Source organism: Streptosporangium sp. NPDC050148 (genome assembly GCF_055586505.1).
Genome location: NZ_JBVJIA010000002.1, coordinates 1 through 22,615, shown reverse-complemented (window position 1 = coordinate 22,615; position 22,615 = coordinate 1). Strand labels below are relative to the sequence as shown.

At 72.4% G+C, this 22,615-nt stretch carries 20 protein-coding genes and 2 rRNA genes; 4 read left to right on the top strand and 18 right to left on the bottom strand.

Translation table 11 applies throughout. The features are described from left to right. Positions 1-42: 42 nt before the first annotated feature. From ACZ6RT_RS01895 to ACZ6RT_RS01835, 13 genes are all read right to left on the bottom strand, one after another. On the bottom strand, positions 43-321 hold the full coding sequence (locus ACZ6RT_RS01895; protein ID WP_470151896.1) for a hypothetical protein: 279 nt from the start codon (positions 319-321) through the stop codon (positions 43-45). Positions 322-482: 161 nt separating this feature from the next. After that, the gene (pssA, locus tag ACZ6RT_RS01890; RefSeq protein ID WP_344903518.1) at positions 483-1,313 is read right to left on the bottom strand and encodes a CDP-diacylglycerol--serine O-phosphatidyltransferase; all 831 of its coding nucleotides are present in this window, start codon (positions 1,311-1,313) and stop codon (positions 483-485) included. Next, positions 1,300-1,947 (bottom strand): phosphatidylserine decarboxylase, encoded by a 648-nt coding sequence (locus ACZ6RT_RS01885; protein WP_344903521.1) that lies wholly within the window; start codon positions 1,945-1,947, stop codon positions 1,300-1,302. The genes pssA and ACZ6RT_RS01885 overlap by 14 nt, the downstream gene beginning before the upstream one ends. A 128-nt stretch (positions 1,948-2,075) precedes the next feature. Continuing rightward, positions 2,076-3,065 (bottom strand): TerC family protein, encoded by a 990-nt coding sequence (locus ACZ6RT_RS01880; RefSeq protein WP_399196838.1) that lies wholly within the window; start codon positions 3,063-3,065, stop codon positions 2,076-2,078. Between the two features lie 210 nt (positions 3,066-3,275). Beyond that, on the bottom strand, positions 3,276-4,421 hold the full coding sequence (locus tag ACZ6RT_RS01875; RefSeq protein WP_470151894.1) for a glycosyltransferase family 4 protein: 1,146 nt from the start codon (positions 4,419-4,421) through the stop codon (positions 3,276-3,278). Beyond that, a complete protein-coding gene (gene murJ, locus ACZ6RT_RS01870; protein ID WP_470151893.1) occupies positions 4,414-6,096 on the bottom strand; it encodes a murein biosynthesis integral membrane protein MurJ in 1,683 nt (560 codons plus the stop codon). The genes ACZ6RT_RS01875 and murJ overlap by 8 nt, the downstream gene beginning before the upstream one ends. Next, positions 6,093-6,980, bottom strand: coding sequence for a hypothetical protein (locus ACZ6RT_RS01865; RefSeq protein ID WP_470151891.1), 888 nt, complete (start codon positions 6,978-6,980; stop codon positions 6,093-6,095). The genes murJ and ACZ6RT_RS01865 overlap by 4 nt, the downstream gene beginning before the upstream one ends. A gap of 5 nt (positions 6,981-6,985) precedes the next feature. Further along, positions 6,986-7,960 carry a copper transporter gene (locus tag ACZ6RT_RS01860; protein WP_399196834.1) on the bottom strand — a complete coding sequence of 325 codons (975 nt, stop codon included), beginning with the start codon at positions 7,958-7,960 and terminating at the stop codon, positions 6,986-6,988. After that, the gene (gene steA / locus ACZ6RT_RS01855) at positions 7,957-9,168 is read right to left on the bottom strand and encodes a putative cytokinetic ring protein SteA (protein ID WP_399196833.1); all 1,212 of its coding nucleotides are present in this window, start codon (positions 9,166-9,168) and stop codon (positions 7,957-7,959) included. The genes ACZ6RT_RS01860 and steA overlap by 4 nt, the downstream gene beginning before the upstream one ends. Before the next feature lie 217 nt (positions 9,169-9,385). After that, a complete protein-coding gene (gene recN, locus ACZ6RT_RS01850; protein WP_399196832.1) occupies positions 9,386-11,098 on the bottom strand; it encodes a DNA repair protein RecN in 1,713 nt (570 codons plus the stop codon). Positions 11,099-11,188: 90 nt separating this feature from the next. Then, positions 11,189-12,094, bottom strand: a complete 906-nt coding sequence (locus ACZ6RT_RS01845; protein ID WP_399196831.1) for an NAD kinase — start codon at positions 12,092-12,094, stop codon at positions 11,189-11,191. 181 nt (positions 12,095-12,275) lie between these two features. Then, a complete protein-coding gene (locus ACZ6RT_RS01840; RefSeq protein WP_470151888.1) occupies positions 12,276-13,097 on the bottom strand; it encodes a TlyA family RNA methyltransferase in 822 nt (273 codons plus the stop codon). Further along, positions 13,094-13,309: a hypothetical protein gene (locus ACZ6RT_RS01835; protein ID WP_399196829.1), complete on the bottom strand. Its 216-nt coding sequence runs from the start codon at positions 13,307-13,309 to the stop codon at positions 13,094-13,096. The genes ACZ6RT_RS01840 and ACZ6RT_RS01835 overlap by 4 nt, the downstream gene beginning before the upstream one ends. 586 nt (positions 13,310-13,895) lie before the next feature. Here ACZ6RT_RS01835 and ACZ6RT_RS01830 point away from each other — a divergent pair. Then, positions 13,896-14,243 (top strand): SCP2 sterol-binding domain-containing protein, encoded by a 348-nt coding sequence (locus tag ACZ6RT_RS01830; protein ID WP_399196828.1) that lies wholly within the window; start codon positions 13,896-13,898, stop codon positions 14,241-14,243. 148 nt (positions 14,244-14,391) lie between these two features. Here the strand turns inward: ACZ6RT_RS01830 and ACZ6RT_RS01825 are convergent, their stop codons facing one another. Together ACZ6RT_RS01825 and ACZ6RT_RS01820 are read right to left on the bottom strand one after the other, a co-directional pair. Then, the gene (locus ACZ6RT_RS01825) at positions 14,392-15,414 is read right to left on the bottom strand and encodes an HAD-IIA family hydrolase (protein WP_399196827.1); all 1,023 of its coding nucleotides are present in this window, start codon (positions 15,412-15,414) and stop codon (positions 14,392-14,394) included. 254 nt (positions 15,415-15,668) lie between these two features. Beyond that, on the bottom strand, positions 15,669-16,100 hold the full coding sequence (locus ACZ6RT_RS01820; protein WP_344903551.1) for a tetratricopeptide repeat protein: 432 nt from the start codon (positions 16,098-16,100) through the stop codon (positions 15,669-15,671). 122 nt (positions 16,101-16,222) lie between these two features. On the opposite strand from ACZ6RT_RS01820, the gene ACZ6RT_RS01815 reads away from it, so the two are divergent. Continuing rightward, positions 16,223-17,626, top strand: coding sequence for a DUF1015 family protein (locus ACZ6RT_RS01815; protein WP_470151885.1), 1,404 nt, complete (start codon positions 16,223-16,225; stop codon positions 17,624-17,626). Between the two features lie 96 nt (positions 17,627-17,722). After that, positions 17,723-18,649, top strand: coding sequence for an MBL fold metallo-hydrolase (locus tag ACZ6RT_RS01810; RefSeq protein WP_470151883.1), 927 nt, complete (start codon positions 17,723-17,725; stop codon positions 18,647-18,649). 187 nt (positions 18,650-18,836) lie between these two features. Here the strand turns inward: ACZ6RT_RS01810 and ACZ6RT_RS01805 are convergent, their stop codons facing one another. Then, positions 18,837-19,991, bottom strand: coding sequence for a hypothetical protein (locus ACZ6RT_RS01805; protein ID WP_470151882.1), 1,155 nt, complete (start codon positions 19,989-19,991; stop codon positions 18,837-18,839). Between the two features lie 3 nt (positions 19,992-19,994). Here ACZ6RT_RS01805 and ACZ6RT_RS01800 point away from each other — a divergent pair, with 3 nt between their 5' ends. Then, positions 19,995-20,348, top strand: a complete 354-nt coding sequence (locus ACZ6RT_RS01800) for a hypothetical protein (RefSeq protein WP_470151880.1) — start codon at positions 19,995-19,997, stop codon at positions 20,346-20,348. 1,992 nt (positions 20,349-22,340) lie between these two features. On the opposite strand, the gene rrf is transcribed toward ACZ6RT_RS01800, so the two are convergent. Next, positions 22,341-22,457 (bottom strand): 5S ribosomal RNA (gene rrf, locus ACZ6RT_RS01795). A gap of 69 nt (positions 22,458-22,526) precedes the next feature. Then, positions 22,527-22,615: ribosomal RNA gene (locus ACZ6RT_RS01790) — 23S ribosomal RNA — on the bottom strand; the annotation flags it as partial.

Below are 22,615 nucleotides of genomic sequence, written 5' to 3'. Positions count from 1 at the left end.
GGGGAGAAGCGGACGGGACGAGGGGCAGGGCCCGGCCGGGCGTCAGCGGGCCGTACCGCCGAAGATCCGGAGGATCCGGTCCGCCGCCGCGGACGGGTCCTCCACCCGCTCGACCAGGTCCCCCCAGGACCAGCGGTAGAACCAGCCGTCGGCCTGCGGGACGCAGTCGACCGTCTCGGAGAACAGCGCCGCCTCGGGATCGCTCACCCGCAGCGACGGCGGGCTCCGCCTGAGGGTCGCGGTGACGCCCCTGAGCTCCAGCTCACGGGCGAGCAGGCTCAGGAAGTACGTGCGGGTGTGCTCGCGCGGCTCGGTCGCCATGCGGCAATTGAACGCGATCGCCCGGCCAGGGGAAAGACGGATCGGGGGTTCGGGGGCGAGAACGGACATCCGTATGACGGATCCCCGACCATCCCCCCACCGGGATCCCCCCGGGCCCCCGGCCCCAGGGCCGAAAAAGGTGAAAAATCCGGAAAAGAAGGTCAGCCGACCCCGGCCGATGCCTGGCGCTCCTTGCGCTTCTCCCGCTTGAACATCAGCACCCGCAGCGGGATGCTGGCCACGATCGTCAGCTGCATGACCGCCCCGACCTTGATCAGGGTGTCCCCTCCGGCCAGGCCCGCGACCCAGATGGTCAGGCAGGCCACGTTGATCATCATCCAGGCGAGCACGCCCGCGGCCAGGTTGCCCTTGGGCTTGGGGTACTCGATCCGGCTCACCATCAGGTACGCCACCGCGAAGATGGGCAGGACCGTCCAGCTCGACGGCGGGAACAGCAGCACGATCGAGACCACGGTCATGGCCCCCATCGGGATGGGCAGGCCCATGAAGTCGCCGCTCTTGGTCTTCACGCAGGCGAAGCGCGCCAACCGGATGACACCGGCCAGCAGCACCGACGCCGCCGCGGCCATCACCAGCAGGAAGGGGATCTGCTGGTTGAACCCCGCCCAGATCACCACCATGAAGGCGGGGGCGAACCCGAAACTGATCACGTCGGCGAGGTTGTCCAGCTCGGCGCCCATGGCCGAGGCGCGGAACTTCCTGGCCACCAGGCCGTCGAACAGGTCGCAGGTGGCGCCGATCAGCAGCAGCACCACGGCGGTGCCGAAGAAGCGGGGGTCGGCCGCGAAGGGCTTGCCCTCCTGCAGCGCGCTGATGGCCGACCAGGCCAGCACGCAGACCGCGAGGAACCCGCACAGGGCGTTGCCGAGTGAGAGGGAGTCGGCGGCCGACAGGCGGAACGCCTTGCCCACCGGCCCCCGTGGCTCGTCGTCCGTCTCGTCCAGCGGCCAGCTCGCGTCAGCCGTGGTCAAGACCCGTCACCCCCGCGACCGTTCTCTCGCCCACCGAGACGGCCGGGGCGATCCCCTCGGGAAGGTAGACGTCGACCCGGGAGCCGAGCCTGATCAGGCCGATCCGCTCGCCCTTGGCGACCTTGGCGCCCACGGCCACGTACGGCACGATGCGGCGCGCGACCGCGCCGGCGATCTGCACGAACTCGATGTCGCCCAGCGCGGTGTCCAGGTGCCAGACGACCCGCTCGTTGTTCTCGCTGTCCTTGTCGAACGCGGGGACGTACCCCCCGGACACGTGCCGCATCGAGGTGACCGTGCCGGCCAGCGGAGCCCGGTTGACGTGCACGTCGAGCGGGCTCATGAAGATCGCCACCCTGGTGCGCCCGTCCGGCCACGGGTCGATGCTCTGCACCACGCCGTCGGCCGGGGACAGGATCCGCCCGGTGCCCGGCGTCCGGTCCGGGTCGCGGAAGAACCAGAGCATCCCACCGGTGAGCGCCGTCAGCGGGAGCGCCGCCGCCGCCCAGCGCCGGTCGCGGCGGCTGAGCAGGGAGGTCGCCGCGGCGGCGGCCACGGTCGGGAGCAACCACGGGGAGACGCCCCGCGCCAGGCCCAGCGGACCTGGCCGGCGACTTGCTGAATCGTGGGACACAGGGAACCTTTTGTGATGTCTTGCGGCATTAGACCGGTATGTCTACCCGCTTTGGGGCAGGATGTTACCCATCTCTCAGCCCTTATAAGGCGCAATGAGACAAGCAAAGCGCCTCATGCACCGATTCGCTAGCCCTGCTCGACACTCGCCGGGGTGCTGTTCTCCTTGCCCTCACGGGTGTCGCGCCTGGCCTTCATCAGGCTGATCACGGTGGTGAAGACCATCGTGACGACGATGACCGACAGCGACACCCAGATCGGGATCTCGGGAGCCCAGGAGACGCCACTGGAGTGCAGAGCCTCGAGGATCAGCTTAACCCCGATGAAACCGAGGATGAACGCGAGACCGAAGCTCAGGTAGACCAGGCGCTGGAGCAGACCGCCCAGCAGGAAGTACAGCTGCCTCAGGCCCATCAGGGCGAAGGCGTTCGCGGCGAAGACGATGAACGGGTCGGTGGTCAGGCCGAAGATCGCCGGGATCGAGTCCAGCGCGAACAGCAGGTCGGTGGTGCCGATGGCGATCATGACGATCAGCAGCGGGGTGACCATGCGCCTGCCGTCGATCTTGACGGTCACCTTGGAGCCCACGTAGTCGTCGGTGTGCGGCAGCACGCGGCGGGCCCAGCGCAGGACCGCGTTCTCCGGGAGGTCCTCCTCCTGGCCGAACTGGCGGACGAGCTGGACCGCGGTGTAGATCAGGAACAGGCCGAAGACGTAGAACAGCCAGCCGAAGTTGGCCAGGGCCGCGGCGCCGATGGCGATGAAGACGCCGCGCATGACCAGCGCCATCAGGATGCCCACCAGCAGGACCTTGTGCTGGTACATCTTCGGCACCGCGAAGCGGGTCATGATGATGTAGAAGACGAAGAGGTTGTCGATGCTCAGGCTGTACTCGGTGAGATAGCCGGCGAAGAACTGGCCCGCGGGGACGGGACCGGCGAACACCCACATCACGATGCCGAAGACGACCGCAAGGCTGACGTAGAACCCGACCCAGAAACCGGCCTGCCTCAGGGAGAATTCCCTGGGTTCGCCGCGGTCGACTATCCACAGATCGAAGGCGAGAACGACGAGAAGGCCGCCGATGATGGCGAACCATGCCCAGGTGGGAACACTCACAGCTGATAAACCTCCGGCAGCGCGCACGACAGACAGCCGGAGGTCTCTCCCGCCCGCATGGATCCGGCCCGGCTGGAAGACCGGGCCGTGCGGACCGACAGCCCCGGGGGCCTCGTGGAGCGAGGCAACACCGTGATGACGAGACTGCCACGAAGGGATACTCCCCCCCTAACCACGCCAGTATAGGTGTCCGGCCTGGTGTCGCCTAATTCAACATCGCGTCCCCGCCCCTTGTTCCTCCGGCTCCGGCGGCCCGGACGGACCGGACGGTGAGGCGTAGACGGCGAGCACCGCCTCCAGCGCCTCGCTCTCGCCCGGCAGCTCACGGCCTCTGCGGGCGGCGGCGCCGGCCAGCTCACGCGCCCGCTCGCCGTCGGCGAGCAGCCCTGCCACCGCGTCTCGCATCGCGGCCACATTTCCGTACGGCACCAGCACCCCGCCCTCGCCCACCATCGCCGGGACGCCGCCCACGGCGGTGGCGACCACCGGCGTGCCCGACCGCAGGGCCTCCTGCACGACGAGCGGCTGTCCCTCCCACCGGCTGGGCACCACCAGCGCCCTGGCCACCCCGAGCAGGTCGGCGACGTCGGCGCGGGGGCCGAGCAGCCGTACCGGCAGGTCCTCCCGGTCGATCCGGCGCCGCAGTTCCGCGTGCAGCGGCCCCTGCCCCGCGATCAGGAACAGCGGCCCGGGGGACCCGGGCCCGCCGGGCAGCGTCCCCGCCACGTCCAGCAGGGTCTCCAGCCCCTTCTGCTGCGCGAGCCTGGCGACCGTCAGGAAGATCACCCGGTCTCCGGCGCCGAGCTCCGCCCGTACCTCCTCGGGCCGGCGCCCGGAGGGAGCCAGCGGGGGCGCCGGGACGACGGCGGCCTCGACGCGCCGCGCCCCCAGCAGGGTCATTCGTTCCCCCAGGTCGGGCGAGACCACCAGGATCCGGTCGGCCCGGCGGGCCACCACGCGCTCCAGCAGCCCGTACACCGCCCCGACCGCGCCGCCCGCGGTGGCCGCGTTGTGCAGGGTCACCACCAGCGGCGCCGGGGTCCCGGCCAGCGCGAGCGCCGCCAGTGCCCCGGCCCTCAGCCCGTGGGCGTGCACGACGTCGGCCCCGCGCAGCGACCGCAGTGCCAGGACCGCCCGCAGGTCGGCGGGCGGGCGGGGCCGGTCGGAGATCGGCACGGGCGTGAAGCGCGCACCCAGGGCGGTGAACCCGAAGGCCTCCTCGGTGCTCGGCGGGCCCGCCACGACCACCCGGTGGCCGCGGCCGGCCAGCCCCCGGGCCAGCATGGCCACGTGCCGGCCGACACCGCCCGCGCTGGTCCCCAGCACGAGCGCCACGCGTCCTTCCCGGTCAGCCATCGGAACCGCTCCCCTCCGTCGCACTCTCTGCCGTCCCCTCCGTCGTCCTCGCCCCGGCCCGGCCGCGGAGCCGTCGCAGCAGTCCCCGGGCGTCCGGCCCGCCGACCACCGCCACCACGACCGCGAACGCGGCCGTGCCCGCCACCGCGGCGGCCGTCCCGACCGCCACGCACGCCCACCGGGACACCTCGCCGAAGGCGCCGACCACGGCCAGGCCCGCACCCCAGGCCGCGGCGCCACCGGCCAGCGAGGCCAGCAGGGCACGGGGCGCCCCCGCGAGCGCGGGCGCCCCGCCGGCGCGGAACACCGCCAGGGCAAGCAGCAGGCCGCCGACGGTCATGCCGATCGTGCTGCCCAGCGCCAGCATCCCCACCACCTCGGTCTCGTCGCCCGCGGCACGGGCCAGCACGATCTGGGCCGCGAGCGCGACCCCCCAGCCCGCCACCGAGGCGACGGCCGCCGGCCTGCCCAGCCCGCGGGCGTACAGGATGCGGGCCAGGTGCAGCATGAGCGCGTACCCGGCCAGGCCGGGCGCGAACAGCGCGACCGCGCGGGCCATCTCCGCGGGGTCGCCCCCCGGGGTGTCCTCCAGGAACACCCGCGCCACCGGCACGGCCACCGCCGCCATCACCCCGGCCGCGAGCCCGGTCACCAGCAGCACGGCCCGCGTCGTGGCGGAGGTCAGCGCGTCGAACCCGGCCAGGTCCCCCTCCTCCGCCCGGGTCGACAGCTCCGGGAAGGAACTGGTGGCGATCGGCATCACCAGCACCGCGTACGGCAGCTGGTACAGCGCCCAGGCGTAGGTGTAGACACCGACCGCCCCCTCGCCGCCCAGGTCGTTGGCGAGGTGGACGACGACGATCAGCGTGAGCTGCTGGGCGACCAGGACGGCCAGGCCCGCGGTGGCCAGGCGCCGGGCGCGGGCCGCGACGCCCGGCGGGAACGACAGCGAGGGCCGCAGCCTGAGCCGCAGCCGGGCCACCGGGCCGGCGACGGTGACCACCATCGCCGCCGCGGCGACGGTCGCGCCGAGGGAGAGCGAGAGCGCGCCCGCGTCGTCCAGCGCCGACAGGTCCTCGGCGGCACGCCCGTTCACCGCCTCGAACAACAGGTTGGAGGCGACGATGAGCAGGCTGGAGACCAGCGGGGCCAGCGCGGGCCCCAGGAAGCGCCGGTGGGCCTGGAGCACCCCGTACAGGACGACGGCCAGCCCGAAGAAGATCATCCGGGGGGCGAAGACGACGAGCATGCCGGTGCCGACCTCGACGACCTGGGCCAGGTCGCAGCCGGGCGCCTCGCCGGCCAGCAGCGTGACGATCGGCCCGGCGAACGCCACGATCAGCAGCGTCACCGGCACCAGGACCAGCATCGTCCAGGTCAGCAGCGCCGAGGTGGTCCGGCCGGCCTCGGCCCTGGCCCGCGGGTCCTCGCCCGCCCGCGAGGCCGCCGAGGCCAGCACCGGCACCACCATCCCGGCCAGCGCCCCGCCCGCCACCAGCTCGAAGACGATGTTGGGCACGTAGTTGGCGGTGTTGTAGGCGGTGCTCAGGCAGAGGTTGCCGACGCTCTGCGACTGGACCAGGTAACGGCCGAACCCGACGAGCCGGGCCAGGACGGTCACGATCCCGATGAGGAGCGCCGCGCCCGCGACGCCCTGCCCGATCCTCCTGGTCATCGGGGGGTGGGCGCCTGCTCCACGGGGCGACGGCCGAGCATGTCGACGCGGTGCAGGAAGGGGTTGCCCGCGATCACCCTGGTGAAGCTGACCTTCTCCGAGGCCGCGGTCAGCGCGACCACGGTGCCCAGCACGGCCAGGCGCCCGGGACGGCCCAGGCTCACGGTGGCGGCCAGGCCGAGCAGCGCGCCCAGCGCGTTGGCCCCGGCGTCACCGAGCATGGCCCGCTCGCCGAGGTCCTCGTCCAGCAGCGCGGCCGCGGCCCCCATGGGGAGCGCGGCCAGGGCGGCCCCGGCAGGATCGCCGCGGCGCAGGGCCGCGGCGAGCAGCGGGGCGCCCGCGAGCAGGCCCACCTTGACGGCGCGGCCCGGGCGCAGGTCGAAGAGGTTGGCCAGGTTGGCGCTCCCGGCGATCAGGGCGCCGTCGACGGCCACGTCCAGGGGGGTGCGGGAGGTCAGGGCGGCGGCGGCCAGACCCGTCACGCCGATGCCGAGGATCTTCACCGCCCCGCTGGTGACCTCGCCCTTGGCCAGGGCGCTCAGGTGCCCCCGGAACCCCTTGGACGAGGTCGCGCCGTACAGGTCGTCGTAGGCGCCGAGCCCCCCGGCGCCCGCCGCCGCCAGCACCGCCGCCGTGCGGACCCGTGCGGGCAGGCCGGGCGTCACGGCCGCGGCCGCCCCGGCTCCGGCGACGAACGCCGGCCCCTCCAGCAGGGTGATCGGCTCGCCCCGGTGGTTGGTACGGGCCCAGGTCTCCGCGTCGCCGACCGGGGGCCTGCGGGTGAACGCGGCGTAGGCGGCACGCGCGGCCACGGCACCGAGGGCCGCACCGGCGAGGGCGCCCGCGAGGGCACGGGGAAGGGAGCGGGGAGCCAGACGAGCCATCGGAATCATCCTCCGGAGGTGGCCGTGGCGGCCGTGGGGGTCGGCGTCGCGCTGGGCTCGATGCCGGAGACGCCGGGGCCTATGCCGTACTGGCCGGCCAGCCCGGTCAGTTGCTCCCGGAGAGCGTAGACCACCACGACCCGTCCCGCGGGCATATCGACGGTGTCGACGGTGGAGATCTTCTCGGTGAAGGCGGCGTCGTCGCGGATCGCGGTGATGACCCCGCCGGTCGCCGCCGCGGTCTGCGTACCGGCCAGCACGGCGCCCTGGCCCGCCTCGTCCAGGCCGAGCGCCAGCGTGACCAGCGCGCGCGCCTGCTGGGCGGCGTCGTCACCGGTGTACGCCTCGGCCGGGGCGATCACCAGCGCCAGGTCCGCGCGCCTGGCCGGGGTGTCGGTGACGCTGATCAGGCCGCCACGCTGGAAGGCGTCGAGGATGCCGGCGCCCGCCGGGTGCTCCTCGCCCGCCTGGCCGGGGTCGGTCGTCACGATCGCGCCGGCGAGCACCTCGGCCGCCTTGTCGTAGGCGGTGTCCTCGGCCGCGAAGACGGTCTCGGGGGCCTTGGCCCCGACCGCCAGCTTGTCGACGAAGCCCACCTGGTCGGGGTCGACGTACCTCTCGGCGAGGGTGACCCGGCCGGTCACGGTCGCCCCGGCCTCCTCGAGCACCTCCTGCGCCGCCTCGCGCACGGCCGTCGCGGCGCCGGGCGCCTCGACGATCACGACGCGCTTGCCGGTCAGCGCGTCCTGGACGAGCCGGGGGGTGTCGCCGACGACGAAGGCGTCGTTGGCGGCCTCGCGCTTCTGCAGGGTCTCCACCTGCTCGCGGAGCTCGTTGTTGCCCTCGCGGAACTGGTTGACGGCCAGCTCGCTCGCCTTGATGACGGGGTCCTCCAGCAGGGTGGTGCCCAGCACGATGCCGACCGACAGGGCCAGGAAGATCGCGACGATGGAGACGAGGTGATAGCGGAAATCGATCACGAGAAGAGTCCGACCAGCCAGAAGATGAAGCCGCTCCAGACGTCGCGCATGCTGTCCAGCCAGATCTTGCCCACCGGGGAGACGACGATCGCCACCCCCATGGTGATCAGCGTGGTGGCGACGAGCAGGAGCAGGGACGGAGTGGATATCCGGCTGCGGTAGAGCCGGCTGACGCCCTTGGCGTCGACGAGCTTGCTGCCCACCCTCAGCCGGGTGAGGAAGGTGCTGGCCATGCCCGAGCGGCCCTTGTCGAGGAACTCCACCAGCGTCGCGTGGGTGCCGACGGCGACGATGAGGTCGGCGCCCTTGTCGTCGGCGAGCAGCATGGCGATGTCCTCGCTGGTCCCGATGGCCGGGAAGAGCACCGCGCTGCGGCCGAGCTGCTGGACCCGTTCCAGCCCCGGCGCCCTGCCGTCGCGGTAGGCGTGCACGATCAGCTCCGCGCCGGTGCAGATCGCCTTGGTGGAGACCGAGTCGAAGTCGCCCACGATGATGTCGGGCGTGTAGCCCGCCTCCAGCAGCGCGTCGGCGCCGCCGTCCACCGCGACCATGACCGGCCGGTACTCGCGGATGTAGGGGCGAAGGGCGGCGATGTCCTCCTTGTAGTGGTAGCCGCGCACCACGATGAGGACGTGCCTGCCCTCCATCACGGTCCGCACCTCGGGCACGCCGATCCCGTCGATGAGCAGGTCGCGCTCGCGGCGGACGTACTCCATGGTGTTGGCGGCGAACGCCTCGATCTGCACGGTCAGCCCGGCGCGCGCCTCGCTCATCGCGGCCTCGATGGACTCGGTGGTCTGCACGTCGCCCTTGCCGACCGCCTCCTCACCCAGGTACACGACGCCCTCGTGCAGCCGGACCAGGTCACCGTCCTTGATGCGCTCGAACAGCTCGGGGGTGGCGTTGTCGATGAACGGCACCCCGGCCTCGACGATGATCTGCGGGCCCAGGTTCGGGTAGCGGCCGCTGATGCCCGCGGCGACGTCGACGACGCCCGCCGCGCCGCACGCGACAAGCGCCTCCGCGCTCACCCGGTCAACGTCAACGTGATCGATAATCGCGATTTCCCCGGCCCTGAGGCGCTTGGTCAGCCTCTTGGTCCGCCGATCGATTCTCGCCACTGCCGTCACCCCGGGAAGGTCCGTGACCTTCCTGCGGCGGAGGTACCCCGTGAGCCTGTCCTGCAGCCCGTCAATCGGCACCTTCATCACGCCCATCCTGCCAGAGGGAACGACCGGGAGAGCCAAACAGGCGGCAGCGTGTCAGATACGTCACAGGACGAGCCTGCCTCCCGTTTCCCCGGAACGGGCGCGTCTCCCCTTCGCGTGCCCGCCCTCGCGCCCGCCCTCGCGCCCGCCCTTGCGGCCGTCACGCCGTGATCACGCCGGGGGCGGGCGCTCCTTCACACCGTCACGTGCCCGCCGGTCACGCCTTGTCGGCGGCGGCGATCGACAGCAGCTCCTGCGCGTGCGCGCGGCCCAGCTCGGAGTCCTCCAGGCCGGCGAGCATCCGGGACAGCTCCCGTGCCCGGCCGTCCATGTCCAGGGCGATCACGCCGCTGCGCACCACGCTGCCGTCGTCGGCCTTCTCCACCACCAGGTGCTGGTCGGCGAAGGCCGCCACCTGCGGCAGGTGGGTGACGACGATCACCTGCGAGGTGCGGGCCAGCCTGGCCAGCCTGCGGCCGATCTCCACGGCGGCCTTGCCGCCCACCCCCGCGTCGACCTCGTCGAAGACGAACGTCGGGACCGGGTCGGCGCCGGCGAACACCACCTCGATGGCGAGCATCACCCGGCTCAGCTCACCGCCGGAGGCGCCCTTGTTCAGCGGCAGCGGCGGCGAGGCCGGGTGCGGGGACAGGCGCAGCTCGACCTCGTCGACGCCGTGCGGGCCGAACTCGGAGGCGGCGGTGATGACGACCACCACCCGGGCGTGCGGCATGGCCAGCGCGGTCAGCTCCTCGGTCACCGCCTGCCCGAACCGCTCCGCCGCCGCCGTCCTGACCCGGGTCAGCTCGGCGGCCAGCTCGGTGAGCAGCTCGGTGAGCTCCTCCTGCTCGCGAGTGAGCTCGGCGATGCGGTCGTCGTCGCCGTCGAGCTCGGCGACGCGCGCGGCCGCCCGCGCCGCCCAGGCCAGCACCTCGTGCGTGTCCTGGCCGTACCTGCGGATGACGTGGATGAGCTCGGCCCGCCGCTCCTGCACGGCCGCGAGCCGGCCCGGGTCGGAGTCGACCGACTCGGCGTACGCGGCCAGCTCGGTCGCCACGTCGGAGATCAGGTAACCCGCCTCGGCGAGCCGGTCGGCGATGCCCGAGAGCGCCGGGTCGAAGTCGCGTACCGCCTCGACGGCCGTGCGGGCCTCGCCGACCAGCGCGATGGCGTCCGGCATGGCCTGCTCGCCCGACATCGGGTCGCCGAGCAGCGCCCGGTGCGCGCTCTCGGCGGCGCTGCGCAGGGAGTCGGCGTGCGAGAGCCGCTCCTCCTCCTCGCGCAGCTCGTTCTCCTCGCCGGGCTTGGGATCGGCCTTCTCGACCTCGCCGAGCCCGAACCTGAGCTGGTCGGCCTCCTGGGCGCGTTCCCTGGCCCTGGTGGTGAGCTCGGCCAGCTGCTCGGCGGCCTTGCGGTGCCGCTTGTAGGCCTGCTCGTAGGCGCGCAGCGGCTTGACCAGCTCCTCACCGGCGTAGCGGTCGAGGGCGGCGCGCTGCCGTCCGGCCTGCAGCAGCCGCTGCTGGTCCATCTGGCCGTGCACGGCGACCAGGTCCTCGGCGAGGTAGGTCAGGGTGCCGACCGGGACGGTGCGCCCGCCCAGCCAGGCGCGGCTGCGCCCCTCGACCGAGACGGTCCGCGAGATGATCAGCTCGCCGTCCTCGACCTGGCCGCCGAGGTCCTGCACCTGCTGGGCGACCCGGCCGGCCGGGTCGATCATCAGCGTGCCCTCGATGGTGGTCCTGTCGGAACCGGGGCGGACGCGGGCGGGGTCGGCCCGACCGCCGAACAGCAGCCCCAGACCGGTGACGACCATGGTCTTGCCCGCACCCGTCTCGCCCGTGACCACGGTGAATCCCGGCGATAACACCAGGACGGCCTCATCGATCACGCCGAGCCCCTGGATGCGGACCTCCTCGACTCTGGGTCGCACTGGTCCCTCCCGTCACATCGAGTTCACCGAACATCAGTGCGGTGCGCGGGCACGATCCTACGCGCTCCGGAGGCCTCTCGCCCGGACGAACTAGGGCCTCACCCGGCCACGCCAGCCCTGAACGGGGAGATCGAATTTGGCGACCAGGCGGTCGGTGAACGGCGCCCCGGTGTCCTCCAGGCCGTGCAGCCTGGCCAGCCGTACCGGCAGCGCGGCCCGCCTGAGCTCCACCCTCGCGCCCGCGGGCAGGTCGAACCTGCGGCGGCCGTCGCACCACAGCACCGCGCCGGCCGTGTCCGGCTGGACCTCCAGCGCGAGCCTGGACCGCGGCGAGACCACCAGGGGCCGGGCGAACAGGGCGTGCGCGCTGATCGGGACCAGCAGCAGCGCCTCCACCTCGGGCCAGACGACCGGGCCGCCCGCCGAGAACGCGTACGCGGTCGAACCCGTCGGCGTGGCGCAGATCACCCCGTCGCACCCCCACCGCGACAGCGGCCGTCCGTCGATCTCGGCGACCACCTCCAGCATCCGCTCGCTCTTCTCGACGGTGGCCTCGTTCAGCGCCCAGCTGTCGGCCAGCAGCTTGCCGTTGAGGCGGGCCGTGACCTCGATGGTCATCCGCTCCTCGACGTCGTAGCGGCCCTCCACCACGCTGTCGACCGCCTCCGCCAGGTCCTCGACCTCGGCCTCGGCCAGGAAGCCCACGTGGCCGAGGTTGACGCCCAGCAGCGGCACCCCGGCCGGGCGCGCCAGCTCGGCCGCCCGCAGCAGGCTCCCGTCACCGCCGAGCACGATCATCATCTCGGCGTCGTCGACCGCCGCCGAGCCCGCGGGAACCACGTCGGCCCCGGCGCAGGCGATCTCGTCGGCCTCGGCGCTGAGGACGCGCACGGTCAGCCCGGCGTCCACGAACCGCCCGATCACCATCCGGGCGCTGTCGACCGCCGCCTCCCGCCCGGTGTGCGCGGTGACCAGCACGGTGCGCTTGGCAGTCATGTGTCTCACTCTCCCGGGTCGCCACCTGTCGTGGCCCTCCCGCCGGCCTTGCGTCGGAACCCGTCCACGAGCCTTCCCACCCGAAGGGGACCCTATGGCAGGCCCCTCCCCTGAAGGCGCCCCCGCGGGACGCCCTCCGGCCGGGGGCCTCGCGCCGGCACCTTCCGGTGGAGGTTCCTTTCTACCGGGGACCCTCCCGTACCGCGCGCTCGATCTCGGCGTCGAGGTCGGCGACCGGTGGGGGCCCCTCCCCCTTGCCGAGCCACAGGACGTACTCGACGTTGCCCGACGGGCCCGGCAGCGGGCTCGCGGTGACCCCCCGCACCTCCAGGCCGAGCGTCCCCGCGGATCGGGCCACCTCCCGCACGGACTCGGCCCGCAGCGCGGGATCCCGGACGACCCCGCCCGCGCCCACCCGTTCCCTGCCGACCTCGAACTGGGGCTTGACCAGCATCGCGAAGTCCGCCCGCCCGGCCGCGCAGCGCGTCAGGGCGGGCAGCACCAGCCGCAGGGAGATGAAGGAGAGGTCTCCGACGATCAGCGTGGGGGGCGGCTCGCCGACCAGCTCCGGGATCAGGTCCCTGACGTTGACGCGCTCCATCACCGTGACCCTGTCGTCGGTCCGCAGCGACCACGCGAGCTGGCCGTACCCGACGTCGACGGCCAGCACGTGCTCGGCCCCGGCGCGCAGCAGCACGTCGGTGAAGCCACCGGTCGAGGCCCCCGCGTCCAGGCAGCGCCGGCCCGCCACGGTGAGCCCCCGGGGGCCGAACGCCTCCAGCGCCCCGAGGAGCTTGTGCGCCCCCCGCGAGACGTAGTCGGGCCCCTCGGCCGCCTCCGCGACCACGATCGCCGAGGCCGTGTCGACCTGGGTCGCGGGCTTCTCCGCCGTCCTGCCGCCGACGCTGACCCGCCCGGCCTCGATGAGCTGGGCCGCCTGCTCCCGGGAGCGCGCGAGCTTGCGGCGGACCAGTTCGCTGTCGAGACGTGCCCGCCTGCTCACCGGTGCCGCTCCCCCGCCTCGCCCGGCCGTTCCGCGTCCCGGCCGGGCGTGCCCGGCCGGTCGTCCACCGAGGCGAGCGCGTGCTCCAGCCCGGTGAACACCTCCTCGAAGACGTCCGCGTGCGCGGAGACGGGCAGGGCGCCGAGCCGGGCCAGGCCGCTCAGCGCGGCGTCCGCCCGCCCGTCGCCGGTCTCCTCCAGCAGGTCCGTCATGTGTCCCCTCCGGAACCTCTCCCGGTCGCTTCTCGTGCCGCGGTCGTCCCGTACGGCAGTCCCGTACCCGTCCCCGGCCGGTCGGCCCGCCCATCCGGGCCATGTGACCGCGGGCGGGCCCGCGGACGGCGCCGGCGGGGCGTACGGGTCGTCACGCGGGCACGGCGCCCGCCGGTGCCGCGCCTGAACTCCCCGACCGTATCGGAACCCGCGTCGCCCGTCGCACCGGCGCCGGTCCCGTGTCCCGCCTGTCCGTGTCCCGCCTGTCCGTGTTCCCGTGTCCCGGACGCCTTCCGGAGCGTGTCCGGGGCCGTTCCCCTGCGCGGTCGCGGGCCCGTCCCCGGGGACGTTCCGAAAATCGGCGGAACGCCCGGCGGGATCGGGGCGGGCGCGAACCATCCCGGCGATCCGATCGTTGTCATCTCGTCGGGACGGGCACCGTCCGGCCCGGACGGGCCGTACGTCATGGGGAGCATCCTTTTCCCGGCACCCCCGCGCCGGACTGCGGCCTTCCCCGTATGGAACGCTACCGTCCGTACCTGAGAGGGATCCGGGCCGGTCCGGCAGGAGAAGGGAGCGCGACGCGATGGCGACCGTCGACGAGTGCCGGACGGCACTGCGCAAACTCGGCGAGCAGTTCGACGAGGTCGACCAGGAGAGCCGCGCCAGGCACGTGGTCGAACGCAGCATCAGCTGCCACGTCAAGGATCTGGGCGTCACCTTCTACGGCCGTCTCCACCACGGCGGCCTCGGTCCCTTCGAGGACCTGGCGCCGGGCGACGACCGCAGGGCCGAGGTGAAACTGACCATCGGCAGCGACGACCTGGTCTCCCTGGTGAACGGGGAGCTCGACATGGGACGCGCCGTCTTCGGCGGCCGAGTCAAGATCGACGCCAGCTTCGGCGACCTCCTGCGCCTGCGCAGGCTCCTCTGAGGACGTCCCCGGAGCCCCGGTGCGACGGCCGGGGCGACGGGGACGCTCGGCGAGCGCGGACGAGGTCGGGCCGGGGACCCGGACGGGAACGGCCGACGGGATCGGCGGGCGGGGACGGCCGGCGTGCGGACGAGGCCGGCGGGGGTGGTCAGCTGGTGGCGGCGGGGCCCCGTGGGGGCAGGACGGCGTCCAGCGCCACCTTGACCGCGTCCTCGTCCGCCCGTTCGTCGCCCACCGCCTCCCAGGTCGCCGCGGAGGCCACCCGGAGCCCGTCGAGCGGGTCGCCCTCCCCCTCCAGGGCCAGCGCGTCCCCCTCCCAGCGGGCCGTCCAGCCCTGGCAGACCCATCCCCGTTCGGTGCTCCGTACCTCCGGATAGGGCAGGTGCAGCGCCGACAGGTCGGCGGCGACGTAGGTGGGGCGGTGGCGGGGCTCGGCGGTCAGCAGGTCCAGCGGGGTCGCCACGCCGGTCAGCACCAGCAGGCTGTCGACGCCCGCGTTGGTCGCCCCCTCGATGTCGGTGTCGAGCCGGTCGCCGACCACCAGGGGCCGCCGTGATCCGGTACGGAGCATCGACTCGCGGTGCAGCGGCGGCGCGGGCTTGCCCGCCACGACCGGCTCCACCCCGGTCGCCGTGGCGATCACCCTGACCATCGAGCCGTTGCCGGGAAGCTCGCCCCTGGCCGTCGGCAGCGTCGAGTCGGTGTTCGCGGCCACGAAGAGCGCGCCACCGCGCACCGCGAGCGCCCCCTCGGCCAGCAGCCCGTAGGAGAGGTCGAGGGCCATGCCCTGGACGACGGCCACCGGGGCGTCCCTGGCGGTGCTGACCGGCCGCAGGCCGTGGGCGCGCAGCGCGACGCGCAGCCCCATGCCGCCCACCACCAGGACCGCGGCGCCCGGCCCGAACCGCTCGGCCACGAGCCGCGCCGCGGCCTGGGCCGAGGTGACGACGTCCTCGGCGGTCGCCGGGGCGCCCAGATCACTCAGGTGCTGGGCGATGGCCGCCGGGGTGCGCGAGGCGTTGTTGGTGACGTACGCCAGGCGCACGCCCCGCTCGGCCGCCTCGCGCAGGGACTCCGGAGCCCCGGGTACGGCCGCGCGCCCGAGGTACACCACCCCGTCGAGATCCAGCAGGAGGGTGTCATAGGAGTCGATCAGCGTATTCGTGTCCACCGGCCCATTCCATCACTCGTCACCGCATCGTGGATGGATCACCCGCGACTTCGTGGATCATCCGGGGCCGGTGGACCACCCGGGACGAGAGCGGGGGCCGGGGGCGGCGAATGCCGGGCGGGTGGCGGGCGGCGGGTGGTGCCGGAAGGTTCGGGAGGCGGGGATTTCGGGGGTCGGGGTGGTGCCGGAGGGTTCAGGGGGCGGGGATTTCGGGGGTCGGGACGGGGGTCGGGTGGACGAGCGCGCGGCCCGGATCACATCCGGCGGGCGCGCAGCGTGGCGCGCACGCTCTTCAGGGCGGAGACGTAGTGCCGCAGGTCGGGCCGCATGGCCACGGCGATGGCCAGGGGCTCCTGCGCCCCCTCCATGTCCCCGGTCCGCCACAGGGACAGCCCCAGGCCGAAGTACGCGTAGTCCTCGGCCGGATTGGCGTCGATGATCCAGCGGAAGCTGTCGGCCGCGTCGGCGTACTGGCGGGAGTTGAACTGTGCCCGGGCGAGGGCCTCGCGGACGCTGCGCGACTCCGGCTCAGCGTCGGCCGCCCGCTCCAGAAGCGCGGCCGCGGCCGCGGGGCTGCCCTCGGACAGCAGCCTCATCCCTCGTTGAAACCATTCGTAGACGTCCCCGACCGGCGTTCCCGTCTCGGGACCGGGGGAATCGGACGGACCGCCACGTCCCTGGACCATCGTGTGAGGCCTCCTTCATCGACAGACGACAGATCTGACCGATCCGGCCGATTCCAGACGGGGGGCCGGACACCACCACGGCCTTGAAGTGGCTCCCGGCCGGTTCTGGCCTTTATGGCAGCATGCCCTCTATGGCGAATCCTGAACTGCCGGTACCTGACGGGCTGGTGCTACGCCCGTTCCGCGGAATACGGTTCACGGTCGACGATCTGGCCGGGGTCACCTCCCCGCCCTACGACCTCATCGACGAGGCCGGGGTGCGAGAGCTGCTCGACACCCATCCCAACAACGTGGTGCGTTTGATCCTTCCCGGCTCCGACCGCCACAGATACGCCGAGGCGCGCGCGACGCTCCACGAATGGCTCTCCTCGGGAGTGCTGGCCGCCGACGACAGGCCCGCCCTCTACGTGTACGAGCAGTCCGGGCCCGGGATCCTGCAGCGCGGGCTCATCGGGGATGTGGGGCTGGCCGGGCCGGAGTCGAACATCATCCTGCCGCACGAGGACGTCCTGCCCGGCCCGGTCGCGGACCGGCTGGCACTGATGAGCACCACCGAGGCCAACCTGGAGCCCATCTTCCTGCTCTACGACGGCGCGGGGGGCGCCACCACCCACCTCGTCGACCGGATCGCCGCCTCCCGGCCGCCGCTGGCGGAGGCGGAGACCTCCGACGGCCTCCGGCACCGGCTGTGGGCCGTCATCGACGCGGAGGAACTCGCCTCGATCGACGCCGACCTCCGCCCCAGGCAGGCCCTCATCGCCGACGGGCACCACCGCTACGCCACCTACCTGGAGCTCCAGCGTGAGCACCGGGCGGCGACGGGCGGCGAGGAGGCCGGGAGGCCCGGGGTCACCGGGACGGCCGGTGCGGGAGGGACGCCGGGCTCCTCAGGCTCCGTCTCCGTGGAACCCGGGCCGTGGGACTTCGGCCTCGCCCTCCTGGTGGACTCCACCGCCTACCCGCCCAACCTCAAGGCCATCCACCGGGTCGTCCCGGGCCTGCCGCCCGAGGAGGCGCTGACCAAGGCCAGGGGCTCCTGGCGGGTACAGGAACACGCCGACCTGGACGAAGGGCTGGCCGCGCTGGAGAAGACCACCGGACCGGCCTACCTGCTGGCCGGCGGAGACCTCGTCCACCTGCTCAGCGACCCCGACCCCGACCAGCTCGAGCACGCCATGCCCCCGGGCCGGTCGGCCGGCTGGCGGGCGCTGAACACGTCCGTCCTGGCCGAGTTCCTGCTTCCCAAGGTGTGGGGGACGGACGACGACGAGCGGTCAGTGCACATCGTCCACCACGACCCGGAGGCCGCCGTACGGCTCGCGCGGGCCTGTGGCGGGACGGCCGTGCTGCTGCGCCCGCTGGCGGTCGACGACGTGCTCGCGGTCGCGGCCCAGGGGGAACGGGTGCCCCGCAAGTCCACCTCGTTCGGCCCCAAGCCCCGGACCGGCCTGGTGCTTCGCCTGCTCACCCCCGTGGAGACGTCCGGCTCCGGGACGCCCGCGCCGGCCGGGGATCCGGCCCCTTGAGCGATTCGGGGACCTTTCCGCGTCGCCACTCCGGGAGACGCACCCAAAGAGCCGAATACTGTTCCGGAGACGCCGGTTCCATTGATGAGGTGACCCGTGGATAACATCACCGCCCTCGGCGGAGACGTCTATGAGATCGACACGAGAATGGCCGGGTACTCCGGCATCACGGCCGGTTACCTGATCCTCGGGGACCGGCCCTGCCTGGTGGAGACCGGCACCTCCACCTCCGCCCCCGTGGTCTGCGACGCCCTGACCTCCCTGGGCGTCGGCCCTCGGGACCTCGCCACGGTCGTCGTCACGCACATCCACCTGGACCATGCGGGAGGGGTCGGCGACATCGCCGGTTTCTACCCGGACGCGGAGATCGTGGTGCACGAGAAGGGCGCCCGGCACCTCGCCGACCCGTCCAGGCTGATGAGCAGTGCCCGCATGGTCTGGGGTGACAAGCTGGACGTCCTGTTCGGCGAGCTGTCCCCCACCGAGGCGTCCAGGATCCGTGCGCTCGGCGACACCGGCTCCATCGACCTCGGCAACGGGCGCACGCTGAGCAGTCACTACTCCCCCGGGCACGCCAAGCACCACGTGGGGCTCGTCGACTCGGGCACCGGTGACCTGTACGTGGGAGACGCGGCCGGCGTCTACCTTCCGGAGACCGGCGACCTGCGGCCCGCCACGCCCCCACCGGACTTCGACCTGCAGACCGCGCTGGACTCCATCGCCCTGTTCGAGGCACTGGGGCCGCAACGGCTGCTCTTCAGCCACTACGGCCCGGTCACGGACGTGGAGGAGACGCTCGGGCGCTCCGCCGAGGAGCTGCGCGTCTGGGTCGACCTGACCCGGCAGGCCCACGCGGAGGGAATGGACCTGGACCACGCCGTGGCCATGGTCAGGGACCGTACCCGCGACCGCTACGCCGCCCTGAGGGGGGACGAGACGACCGCCGAGCAGTTCGAACTGCTCAGCGGCGCCCCGTCCAACGTGGCCGGGATCCTGCACTGGCTGAACCGGGTCCAGCCCTGAGGGACCCGTGGCCTCCGTCCTCGACGGCAGGCCACGGGCGGACACCCTTGTGGGACGTCCGGATCGGTACGGGATCGTGCCGTCACGGGACGTCCCGGGCCGTCACGGGATCTCGTCCGTCACGGGCATGTCTCGTACCGCCGCGGAGCGGTGAACCGTCTCCGCGGCGGTACGAGGCCGTTCTGGACTACTTCTTGTCGTTCCTGCTCCGGTGAGCGCGGCCGGAGTCGCCGTCCCGGCCAGGGCCGATCTCGTCCTCGTCATCGGGGTCGATGTCAGGGACATCGCTGAGAATGTCCCCGAAGTCGGGCTCGATGAACGCCGGTCCGACGAGGTCGGCCTTGCCGGCCTTCTGGACCTTGGGCTCGGTCTTCTCCCGGGTCCCGGACTCGGCCGCCTCCGTGGAAGGCTCGTCCCCCGAAGGGCCGGCGTCGGCGGTGGACCCGCCGGCCGGAACCTCTCCGGTCACGGACCGGTCGTCCTCTTCCTCGTCGTCGTGGTCGTCGTCATCCTCGTCGTCGAGATCTTCGAGATCCTCGAGATCGTCGTCATCGGCGTCCGCGCCCAGGGGGGCGTCGCCGTGCTCCTCGTCGTCCTCGTCCTCGTCGTCCTCGACGGTGAGCACGTCATCGGCGGCGGGCACATCGTCGTCATCGTCGGTGTCCTCGATGACTCCGGTCTCTCCGAGATTCCCGGTGTCCCCGGCGTCGATCTCGTCGTCGGCGAGGGCGTCTCCGGCGTCGATCGCCTCGTCGTCCTCGTCCTCTTCGAGATCCTCGATGACGGATCCGGTCAGCTCCGCGTAGCGCTCGGCCGCGTCGGTCTCACCGTCCTCGTCGAAGGCCATCGCACGGCCGAACCACTCGGTCGCGGGCTCCTCGTGTCCGGCTGCGGCCAGCGCGTCGGCGTACGCGAACGCCAGACGGGCCGACCAGGGCTGGGGGCGCGTGTCCCGCAGCTCGGGAAGACGCTGAAGGGTGATGACCGCCGCGTCGTTCTGGCCGAGATCCCTGCGGGCACCGGACTCCACGATGGCCAGTTCGATCTTGCCGACGCGGTCCAGCCGCTCGGCCTCCTTGGAGCGGACCAGATCGAGGGCGCGTTCGGGCCGCCCGAGACCGCGCTCGCAGTCGGCCATGACCGGCAGGAAGGAGTCGGACCCCGTCATCCGGCGAGCCGCGCGCAGGTCGCTGAGCGCCTCGGCGAAGTGACCGGCACGGTAGGCGGCGATGCCCACGGCCTCACGGATCACGCCGATCCTGGCCGCGAAACGCCGTGCGACCTTGGTGTGCTCGTACGCCCGCTCCGCGTCGTCCTCGCCGAGGGCCCTCTCCGCCGCCACCAGGTGACGCGAGATCAGATCGGCGAGATCCAGCGGGAGGGAGCGCAGCTCCTCGCGGATCTCCTTGTCGAGTTCCTCCGCGGTGATGTCCGGAGCGAGCTCCGGCAGTTCCTCACGCTGGCGGGGAGCCTCCTCCTGGCCGCCGAACCGGTCGTCGCGGCCATAGCGGGTACGGGACCCCTCACCGTCGCGGTCACCGAAGGGGCGTCCGCCGGGCCGGTCGTCGCGGTTGAACGGCCTGCGCTCGCCGCCACGGTCGTCACGGTTGTAGGAGGGGCGGTCCCCGCCACGGTCGTCACGGTTGAACGGAGGACGACTCCCACCGCGGTCGTCGCGGTTGAAGGACGGCCGGCCTGAACCGCGGTCGTCACGGTTGAACGGGGGCCGGCCGGATCCGCGATCGTCGCGGTTGAACGGCTTGCGCTCCCCGTCGGGACGCGAACCATAACGCTCACGCGACTGATCACGATCACCGTACGAAGGGCTCCCACCACGATCATCGCGGTTGAACGGGGGACGCCCGGAGCCACGGTCGTCGCGGTTGAACGGAGGACGGCTCCCACCGCGATCGTCGCGGTTGAAGGGGGGACGCTCTCCGCCACGGTTGTAGGAGGGGCGGTCCCCCCCGCGGTCGTCGCGGTTGTAGGAAGGGCGGTCCCCACGGTCACCCCGGTAACCGCCACCGGGACGGTCGTCACGGTTGAACGGGGGACGACTCCCACCACGGTCATCGCGACCGGCCGGGGGCCGGCCCGATCCGCGGTCATCACGGTTGAACGGCTTACGCTCCCCGTCAGGACGCGAACCATAACGCTCACGCGACTGATCCCGATCACCGTACGAACGACTCCCACCACGATCATCGCGGTTGAACGAGGGACGATCCCCGCCACCACGAGCATCACGGTTGAACGGAGGACGCTCTCCACGGTCGCCGCCGCGGTAGCCACCACCGGGACGATCGTCACGGTTGAACGGAGGACGCCCGGATCCGCGGTCGTCGCGGTTGAACGGCCTGCGCTCGCCGCCACGGTCGTCACGGTTGTAGGAGGGGCGGTCCCCGCCACGGTCGTCACGGTTGAACGGAGGACGGCTCCCACCGCGATCGTCGCGGTTGAAGGGGGGACGCTCTCCGCCACGGTTGTAGGAGGGGCGGTCCCCACGGTCACCCCGGTAACCGCCACCGGGACGGTCGTCACGGTTGAACGGGGGACGACTCCCACCACGGTCATCGCGACCGGCCGGGGGCCGGCCCGATCCGCGGTCATCACGGTTGAACGGCTTACGCTCCCCGTCAGGACGCGAACCATAACGCTCACGCGACTGATCCCGATCACCGTACGAACGACTCCCACCACGATCATCGCGGTTGAACGAGGGACGATCCCCGCCACCACGAGCATCACGGTTGAACGGAGGACGCTCTCCACGGTCGCCGCCGCGGTTGTCGCGGTTGAACGGCGGGCGGTCGTCCCGGTTGTAGGACGGCCTGTCACCACGGTCACGAGAGCCGTAGGAACCTCCGCGACTCTGATCGCGGTCACCATAGGAACGCTGGCCGCCTTCACGCGGCCCTGAGGGCCTCTGCCCGCCGCCCGGACGGTCGTCACGGTTGAACGGGGGGCGCCCCGAACCACGGTCGTCACGGTTGAACGGAGGACGGCCGGCGCCGCGGTCGTCCCGGTTGTAGGACGGCCTGTCGCCACGATCGCGAGAGCCGTAGGAACCACTCGGGCGCCCTTCGCGGCGCTCACCATATCGGGGACCGTCTCCCGGACGTCCCCTGTCGCCACCCGCGCGATCGCCGCGGTAGCCTCCCTGACCGCCAGATCCGCGGTTCTCGCTCTCTTCTCGTCGGCCCGCGTCGTCGCGCCCGCTGTCACTGTTCACTTCTGGTCCATTCGTTGGCTCACTCTGCGAGCGCGTCCCATCTCTTCGATCGGATGGGGCATTCGCCGTGTGGGCGGTTTCCGGCCGCGGGGTGCGCCCCGTTCGCTATCGCTGCCCCGCCCTATCGTGGTCCGGCGCGACGAAGGCCACCCGCTGGTGGGGTGGCCCGGCTCCTCCAGCCTAGCAAGCTCCCGAAACTCCACGAGCCCTTCTCCGATGCCACCGAAGGGGCGTATGAGGTGGGTACGTCATACGGGGCCTGGGACGCGTGACGACACACTCTCGCCTCGCCCTCCCAGGACACGTCCAGAAAAGGCCCCCGCAGAAAAGCCAGGGGCCCGCAGGAGAACAACCCCACCAAGGCCAGAAGAACCCCCCGGGAAAGAACCCTCGGGAAGCAAGAAAGCACCCCGGGAAACACGAAAGCCCCCACCAACGGGTGGGGGCTTTCGAAAGATTGTCCGGCGGTGACCTACTCTCCCACACCGTCCCCGGTGCAGTACCATCGGCGCTGAAGAGCTTAACTTCCGGGTTCGGAATGTAACCGGGTGTTTCCCCTTCGCCATAACCGCCGTAACCCTATGAAACACACAAACACCTGTTTGTTGTTTCAGAATTGCGTAGTGGACGCGAGCATGATGCTTTGTGGTCAAGTCCTCGGCCTATTAGTACTGGTCAGCTCCACACATTACTGCGCTTCCACTTCCAGCCTATCAACCCGGTCGTCTCCCGGG